The following is a 7993-nucleotide window of genomic DNA, read 5'->3' as shown; positions in this document are numbered from 1 at the left end:
TCGGTGAACAGCGCGCGGTTGGGCAGCCCGGTCAGCAAATCGTAATGGGCGAGATACTCGATACGTTCTTGGGATTCCTTGCGCTGAGTGATATCGTGCGCTATTTTGTATGCACCGACAATGTGACCTGCGTTATCCTTCACCGGCGATATCGTGACGGAGACATCAATCGGTTTCTTGCCCTTCCCCCATCGCACGGTTTCGAGATGATTTGTTTGCTTCCCGCTCTTGATGAGGCTCATGATTCTGCCCTCTTCCTCCAGGCGGTCGGGCGGAATTAGTCGGGAGATCGGACAACCTATGATTTCGCTCGCACGGTAACCAAAAATCCGTTCCGCACCGGCGTTCCACCCGCTAATGATGCCGTTGAGATCCTTGACAATGATCGCGTCGTTCGAGGACTCGAGGATTGCCGCTAACTGCGCTTTGTAAGTCTCCGCCTGCCCGCGTTCAGTAATATCCCTGAAGCTCCAGACACGAACCATGTTTGACCCTTTCAGGATTTTAGTTTTTGTATACCGCTCAAACACCCGCCCATCGCAAAATTCAAAGACATCAAAGCTTTCCGGTGTCCAAGTGCCATAAATTTCCTCGGTCGAGTGCAGGAATTGCATAGGATCTCTTAATTGCCCGGCACAATAGCCGAGGATTGCCTGGTGTCTCGCATGAGTCAGAAGCTCACTTGGAATGTGCCACATATTCACGTAAAGCTGGTTATAGCAAAGCACTTTGCCCAGCTTGTCCGCCACCAGGAGTCCGTCAGCCGTCGCCTTTAAGACTGTCTCCAACACGGAGAGTGATTGGTTCAGTTCCAGCGTTTCTTTCATGCTTTTCCGCCTCTTCTATGCCCGATTTTCCTTTCTTTTCTTGATTGGAATGAATAAATCCGCGTGATTCCAGAAATGCTCCACAGATTTAATTAGGTCTATTTAAAAGCGAAAAACTCACTTCTCAATCAATCAGTTCGAATCAATCAGTTCGGCCAATGGCGCTGCTGAGGGTTGCATCCTTTGCTGAAACTTCTGATCAGAAAATAAATTGAGTGAGAGACTAGCGTAAAGAGTGCGCTACAGCGGCCTGGAGTAAACCTAGAAATAGGTTATTTCACTACGCTTGGTGAATACGGTGATCTTCGTAAGGAGCCTGCAACAGGATCTTGAAAACCTGCTGCTACCTTCCTGTACAAATATTAGGCCTGAAAGCGGTGCTTTAACTACCTGTAAAATGTTACAGGTAAGAACTGCAGTCCCTGGAATCTACACTGGATGATCGGAAAGGGATTGCCTGGAGCGCTCTCCAAATGGTTGTTGTTCTGGGAAGCATCGACTCCGGGTAAGGGAATCTTGTGCTGCCGTTTTGATCTGATGACCACCGTCAAAGTATCACCCACTCCTTTGCAGGAAGATTCTGGAAAAAATCGGCTAGTGATCACCGCCTTTTCGATTGTCCACAATTGCTGTGGATAAGTTTGTTGATAAGCTATGTAAACGATGAGTAAGTCATCTTTCTGTAACATCTTTTCTTAGCAGGTTATTTTTTGAACTTTTTTTAAAAATATTTATTATCAAATACTTGAATAAAAATCAAGACCTGAGGGTTTTTGACAGTTAGTGCTGGAATTGCATAGGTGCTCCAGGTCAAAAATGTGGATTATCTCGAAATGTCAAGCAAAATGCGATCATTGATTTATAAAACCTCCTGGCTTTAGGTTCGATTCTCAGTCTCATTTTTTCTCCCACTTGCTCTGAGCGGACGCAAGTCCGTGTGCTTTCAATACCCGGAATTTTTTGTTAACAAAAAGCTGTTTTGCTACGGTACTCCGTTTTGGCGCCGTTATTACGAATAGTCGTCACCCCTTGGGCTCGTCGCGCGCATGCCTTTGATCTTCATCGCGCCATCCGTATATGATTAGGGAACATTCCGGGATGCGGAGTCGATGTTACAGTGACAGGACTTGGGGCGAAAAATGATCATTCCCGTGTTACCCCCTGATCTGTAATTGGAGCAACACGGCGAAACCCGAATAGGATGAGCAGAACCCGGATAGACATCATGACAGACAGCAAACCCGACCTTCCTGATAACAACAAGAAATATCGCATTTCGTCGAAAAACGATATTCTCTCCGTGCTGCGAGTGATGATAAGGAATAATTCGCAAAGCACCTGTTATTTTGGTGATGCCGGGAGCTTTTTCCCGACCGCCCTTTTGGATCTTGACAGCCAGCACGGGGAAATGGTGCTTGATTATGGTCCGGATGAGGAGATCAATCAGCAGGCATTGCAAGCTGAAAAATGGAATGTTGTTGCATTTCCCAACCAGGTGAAGGTTCAATTTTCCTGCCAGCAAATTGGGAAAACAGAGTTTGAGGGGCGCGATGCCTTCCTTGCACAGATCCCCAAAAGTCTGTTGCGTATGCAAAAGCGGGAATATTATCGCGTTACCACACCGACGATTGCTCCCGTGGAGTGCGTGATTCCGCTACTTGAGGAAAAATCGCCTTCCACCGTGGAAGTTCTCCTGCAGAACCTTAGTTGCGGTGGTATGGCTGTCATCGACTCGAACGGTAGAGGAAATTTCGAGGAAGGAAGCGTTTATGAAAATTGCCGCATTACATTACCGGATATCGGTACGGTTAATGTATCCATGCGGATAATCCGCGTGGAACCGGCTGACACTGGACTCGTACATGATCTCCAATCCCAGCGCGTCAATTGCGAGTTTGTCGATGCAGGGGAAAATGTGCTGTCCCTGATCCAGCGTTACATCATAAGGCTGGAGCTGGAACGAAAACGGAAATAGCGGGTGTTCGGCATTAGCGGCAAGGGATTGTAGGCGAAAAACGTTTTCGCACAAGCGAAGCACTGGCATGCTACCCGGCAATTCAAACTTGGAGAAGGCAGCCATGCGATCCTCTCTTCCAATAGCGGTAGTCTTCCCTGGCCGTTTCTGATACCGTCTTTCCTGATTTCCTCGAATTATCCGTTGCAATCGCTTGGAATACAGTGTGAAACCTCTTGCATCGCATTTTTCATACTTGCCGCCACTGGTGTTCGCAAGCCTTCTCGCCCTTGCGTTCCCCGCCCCATCGTTTGCGGCAAATCCGGATAATAAGGTGGAGTTCAAAAAAGAAGGCAAAGTCGTCAGGGCTTTCTCGGTAGACCGTCTTCGCGCCATTGCCCTGGAGCGAGCGCTCGAGGTATTCGAACCGCACGAGCGGCGGAATCGGGTTTACCGTGTACTCCCCGCAAGAGCGGTGTTCGCCGAGGTGTTCGGCAGGGATTGGGAGAAAGCGCGCGAAATCGTCTTTACTGCCATCGACGGGTATCAGCCGAGCGTGCCGGTAAAAAAATTCCTGCATCATGATGGTTATTTCGCCTTTGCCAATGAGAACAGGGAACCATTCACATTGACCAACAAGCTGCAGAACAACGAGGTTGTGCCGCTCGGTCCGCTCTATCTGGTTTGGAACAATATCGGCTCAAAGGAGTTGCTTGAGGCAGGGGCATCCGACATGCCTTACCAGATCAAGACCATCGAACTCAAGATGAAAGGAGCGTTTCCGAACATGATTCCACCATCTGGTTCTTCGAAACAAGTACAACGCGGATTCGAGCATTTTCGCAGACACTGTGCCGCATGCCACACGATAAATGGGGAGGGAGGTGGCAAAGCGCCGGAGCTCAATTATCCGGAAAGTATCGTGGAGTACATCAAGCCCGAATACCTCAAGCGCTGGATACTGGCTCCGCAGACCATTCGATACAACACGATGATGCCCGGTCTTGGGGAAGAAATTTCGAACAGGGAACAGGTTGCGGCTGAGATCATTGCGTATCTCAAGACCATGAGCAGGGCGAAACGGGCTCCATCAGAGAATCCAGGGGATATTTCGAGGTGACACAGTAGAAATGCCCGCGTGTTGTTATTCTGGTTTGATGCCGGACAAGCTATTGGACTCCAGTATATCAACTAAATAGTGGTTATTGGCGCGGATACTCGAAAGTTTCATGGTTCGACTTAGGGTTCATTCTTTTGCCTCGGTTTGCAAGGCCATGCCCTGCTGCGTTGTCCAGGCAACGATCTCCGCAGCGAATCTGTCCGCCGCAAGCCCAAAAGCCGTGATGATTCCTGATGTCCCCCGGCTCTGCACAGGTTCGCTGACTTCAAAGCGGCGCACTGCTACGATACGGTTGCGCAGCGGCTGCGACAGGGTGGCGTAAAAATAAATGGTGGCCTGCGGTCCATCATTTTTATACTCCACCTGGAACGCACTCAGGTCACCGCCAAGCTCCAGATTGGCAATAAGATTATTGTTGTTGCCATTAATGATGGAATTGAACCTGTCATCCGCCCGGAAAGCCGCTGCCAGCCGGTTGCGAAGCAGAACCGGCACGGGATCGCTCCAGCGGATGCCCTTGTACGAGCTGAGCTGGCTACCTTGGCGCAGCACCAGCACGCGTGGACTATCCGTGATGTAGTTGCTGTGGGGCGTTGCAAGGCGCAACGTCCAGGGCAAGGGATTGCCGGACGAACGGGGAGCAGACTCGGCAGCAGGCAATTGATAGATTTCCAGATTTTCGGTCGCAGGCAATATCGAGCATGAGGACACGAAGAGAAGTATCGTCGCTATCCCGAAACGTCGAAGCAGGCGCAGATGGAAATAGCTTGCGCCAGGGGTTGGGTTCATGGTTCAAGCTCCTCGATTTTTTCCCGCCCTGTAAGGTAGGCAGCAGGGTTCTCATCGAGCCGGCGTACGGTTCTTGCCAGTGTAGACATGGTGTAACGTAGTTCCTGCAGGGCAGGTCCCAGCTCGTTCATGCCCTGCATGCCTCCGCTCAACGCGGCCTGATTCTCCAACAGTAACTGATCCACCGACGCGCTGACTTTCGCTAAGGAAGCTGTGGCGCGATCGAGGTTGCCAAGGGTTGGAGCGCCCTTCTCGCTCACGAGCGTGTTCGTTGCCGCCACCAGTTGCGTAGCCTCCCGCAGCGCGGAATTCGCCTGCGCGCTGGCGGCGGCCAGTTCGCCCACGATTCCCCGCACATTATCGTTCTGGCTCGCGATCACCTCGGTCGTCTGCTCCAGGTTCTCCAGCGTCCTGCTCAGGCGCTTGGCATTTTCTTGAGAAAGAATCTCCTTGGCGCGCATCACCAGCTGGGTGACATCGGCCATCATGTTGTCGCTGTGCTCCAGCAGCTTGGCGATAGGCGATGGGGTGGCCACGATGACCGGGTCCTTGTGGTCATCCTTTGCCACGAGGTCGGGGCTGTCGGGCGATCCGCCGCTGAATTCGATCACGGAATTGCCGGTGATGCCTGTTAGCGCGAGTCGTGCCTGAGTATCCTCTTTGATCGGCGTGCTGCCCTGCACGCGCACCCGCGCGATCACTTTGCGGGGGTCTTGCGGGTCCAGCGCGAGCTTGACCACGTCACCCACCGTGATGCCGCTGTACTGAACGGCGCTCCCTATGGAGAGACCTCTGACTGCCTCATTGAAGACCACGGTGTAGTAGCGCTGCACGGAGTCGCCCGGAGCCTTGCTCAGCCACAGGGTGAACAGCAGTGCGGCCGTTACCGTCATAACGGTAAAGAATCCGATCAGTACATGGTGCGCGCGCGGTTCCATCGGTTATCTCCCTATCTCCCTGGTCCTGACCATCGTACCGCCCGTCTCCGCCGCATGGCTGGCGGCGCGGCCGCGCGGTCCGTGAAAATACTCCTGCACCCATTCGTCCTCGACGGCTTCGACCGTTTGAAGCGGGCCCGTCACGAGAACACATTTCTGCGACAACACCGCAACGCGGTCGCAGATCGTATAGAGCGTATCGAGGTCGTGGGTCACGATAAAGACCGTGAGGCCCAGTGCATCGCGCAAGGTGGTGATGAGTTGGTCGAATTCCGCCGCGCCGATGGGATCGAGCCCTGCGGTGGGCTCGTCGAGAAAGAGGATGTCGGGGTCCAGCGCAAGCGCGCGCGCTAATGCTGCCCGCTTGATCATGCCACCCGATAGGGAGGACGGATATTTCGCGGCTGCACTCGCCGGCAGGCCGGCGAGCGCCAGCTTCACGATCGCCAGGTGCTCGGCATCGGCCCGGGTGAGGTCGGCATTTTCAATGAGTGGGAGCGCGATGTTTTCCACGACGGTTAGAGAGGAAAACAACGCCCCACGCTGGAAAAGCACACCGAAGCGCTGCTCCAGTGGCGCACGCTGCTCGGGTGCGAGCTGGAGCAAATCCGTGCCGAGAATACGCACACTGCCCGCAGTGGGGGTTTGCAGCCCAACGATGGAGCGTAGCAGGACCGATTTGCCCGAGCCGGATCCACCTATCACGCCGAGGATCTCGCCCCGATGGACGTCGAGGTCCAGCTTGTCGTGCACGAGTTGCCTGCCAAAACGGTTGGTCAGGCCCCGCACTTGGATAATCGCTTCACCGCTCCGCGCCGAAGTGCCGGTTGCCTGGCTGTCAGGGCTCGTCCGGTCGGTTTTGGACGGAAACAGCGCCTCGTCCGTTACCATCCCATCTCCATGAAAAACAGGGCCGCCACTGCGTCCAGAAAAATGACGACGAATATGGAATGTACCACACTGGCTGTCGTGTGCTGTCCCACGGACAATGCGCTGCCGCTGACCTTGAGCCCTTCGAGGCAGCCAACGACTCCGATCACGAAGGCGAATACGGGGGCCTTTGACATCCCCACCAGGAAATGCCGCAGCTCGATCTGATCATGGAAAATGGTGAGGAACATCGCCAGTGAAATATCCAGTTGCAGAGCGCACACCAGCGCGCCGCCCAGGATTCCGGAAATCATTCCCACGAAAGTGAGGATGGGCAGGGATACGAACAATGCCAGCACGCGCGGGAGCACCAGCAGGTTGACGGGGTTCAAGCCCAGCACGCGGGTTGCGTCGATCTCCTCGTTGATCTTCATGGAACCGAGCTGAGCAGTGAACGTGCTCGCGGTGCGGCCGGCCATGAGGATGGCGGTAAGCAGGACGCCCAGCTCCCGCAGGAAGGCGAAGGTCACGAGATTGACGGTGTAGATGCTCGCCCCGAAATTGGCCAGCACGGTTGCCCCCAGAAAGGCGATCACGGCGCCCACCATGAAATTGAGCAGACCGATGATGGGTACCGCATTCAGGCCCGTTTCGTGGATTTGCGCCACGATCGATGTCAGACGCCAGCGTTCCGGATATAGCAGGCCTCGGGCCAACGCATCAAGTGTGAAACCCATGAAGCCCAGCAGTGCCAGGATTTGCTGCCGGAAGATTTCCAGCGCAACTCCGGCGTGACCGAATATTTCGATAAAGGCACCCCGCTGCCGCCTTTCGGATACCTTGCCGGCAGCTCCCATCGCGTTGGTCACCATTAGCAGCAGCGCGCTCCGTTCGCGGCTCAGCGCCGCATCGGAAGCGGCAAGCTCTCCGGCGAGCTCCGCCCCGAGCAGTTCGTAAAGGCGTGCGGCACCCGCGGTATCCAACGCCGCAAGCTCGCCCAGGTTTACGTTGCGACGCGCTGCCGCCAGACCCCCTGACCGATGCCGGAGCAGGGCAATCTGCTCGCCCAAGGCAGCATAGTTTTCGAGTGTCCAATTGCCACGCACATTCAGCCGTGGGGGATTTTCAGAAGCATCCCAGAGCAGGAGTTCTGAATCAACGCCAGATGTCATGGAGTTGCAATTTTTTTGCGTGAAAGTGGCGCTATCGCGGGAGATAAATCAGGAGGCCGCAGCGCAACAACCGGGCGGATCAACCACACTCATCTGTTTCAGGCGAACCGGAATCGGGCATATATCACCCATGATATAAGGGTGGCCGCTGGGCATCACGCAAAAACAGGGATCAACAAAGTGGATTGGCTTGCTGTGGCCTGGCAACTGATTGAAACGCTAGTCGTTTATATCGTTGCTGTCAAGTCAGTCATATTGTCCAGCTGACAGTAGATAGCTAATTCGGTCACTGATTCGGGTTATTTTCCTCCTTTAGCCAAAGC

The 7993-nt window shown here is 54.0% G+C and carries 8 protein-coding genes; 3 read left to right on the top strand and 5 right to left on the bottom strand.

The window, feature by feature from the left end; all coding sequences use genetic code 11:
• Positions 1 to 827: PAS domain S-box protein (locus BMY01_RS14785; RefSeq protein WP_139176939.1), on the bottom strand; the 827-nt coding region annotated here is incomplete at its 3' end.
• Positions 828 to 2052: 1225 nt separating this feature from the next.
• Here BMY01_RS14785 and BMY01_RS14775 point away from each other — a divergent pair.
• Positions 2053 to 2802 carry a flagellar brake protein gene (locus BMY01_RS14775; RefSeq protein WP_175463286.1) on the top strand — a complete coding sequence of 250 codons (750 nt, stop codon included), beginning with the start codon at positions 2053 to 2055 and terminating at the stop codon, positions 2800 to 2802.
• Between the two features lie 205 nt (positions 2803 to 3007).
• Positions 3008 to 3901, top strand: a complete 894-nt coding sequence (locus BMY01_RS14770; protein WP_074748889.1) for a c-type cytochrome — start codon at positions 3008 to 3010, stop codon at positions 3899 to 3901.
• A gap of 126 nt (positions 3902 to 4027) precedes the next feature.
• Here BMY01_RS14770 and BMY01_RS14765 read toward each other — a convergent pair whose 3' ends face one another.
• From BMY01_RS14765 to BMY01_RS14750, 4 genes are read right to left on the bottom strand one after another with little or no spacing between them, the layout of a single operon-like run.
• On the bottom strand, positions 4028 to 4690 hold the full coding sequence (locus tag BMY01_RS14765) for an ABC-type transport auxiliary lipoprotein family protein (RefSeq protein WP_074748888.1): 663 nt from the start codon (positions 4688 to 4690) through the stop codon (positions 4028 to 4030).
• Positions 4687 to 5628 carry an MlaD family protein gene (locus BMY01_RS14760; protein WP_074748887.1) on the bottom strand — a complete coding sequence of 314 codons (942 nt, stop codon included), beginning with the start codon at positions 5626 to 5628 and terminating at the stop codon, positions 4687 to 4689. Before BMY01_RS14760 ends, BMY01_RS14765 begins: the two co-directional genes overlap by 4 nt.
• A 3-nt stretch (positions 5629 to 5631) precedes the next feature.
• A complete protein-coding gene (locus BMY01_RS14755) occupies positions 5632 to 6519 on the bottom strand; it encodes an ABC transporter ATP-binding protein (protein ID WP_254772772.1) in 888 nt (295 codons plus the stop codon).
• On the bottom strand, positions 6513 to 7670 hold the full coding sequence (locus tag BMY01_RS14750) for an MlaE family ABC transporter permease (RefSeq protein ID WP_074748886.1): 1158 nt from the start codon (positions 7668 to 7670) through the stop codon (positions 6513 to 6515). The genes BMY01_RS14755 and BMY01_RS14750 overlap by 7 nt, the downstream gene beginning before the upstream one ends.
• Positions 7671 to 7685: 15 nt before the next feature.
• Between BMY01_RS14750 and BMY01_RS14745 the strand changes: the two genes are divergently transcribed.
• Positions 7686 to 7937 carry a hypothetical protein gene (locus BMY01_RS14745; protein WP_074748885.1) on the top strand — a complete coding sequence of 84 codons (252 nt, stop codon included), beginning with the start codon at positions 7686 to 7688 and terminating at the stop codon, positions 7935 to 7937.
• The last annotated feature ends 56 nt before the right edge of the window (positions 7938 to 7993 follow it).

It is taken from the genome of Nitrosospira multiformis (assembly GCF_900110185.1).
Classification (GTDB): domain Bacteria; phylum Pseudomonadota; class Gammaproteobacteria; order Burkholderiales; family Nitrosomonadaceae; genus Nitrosospira; species Nitrosospira multiformis_A.
This window is presented reverse-complemented; position numbering and strand designations above follow the sequence as displayed.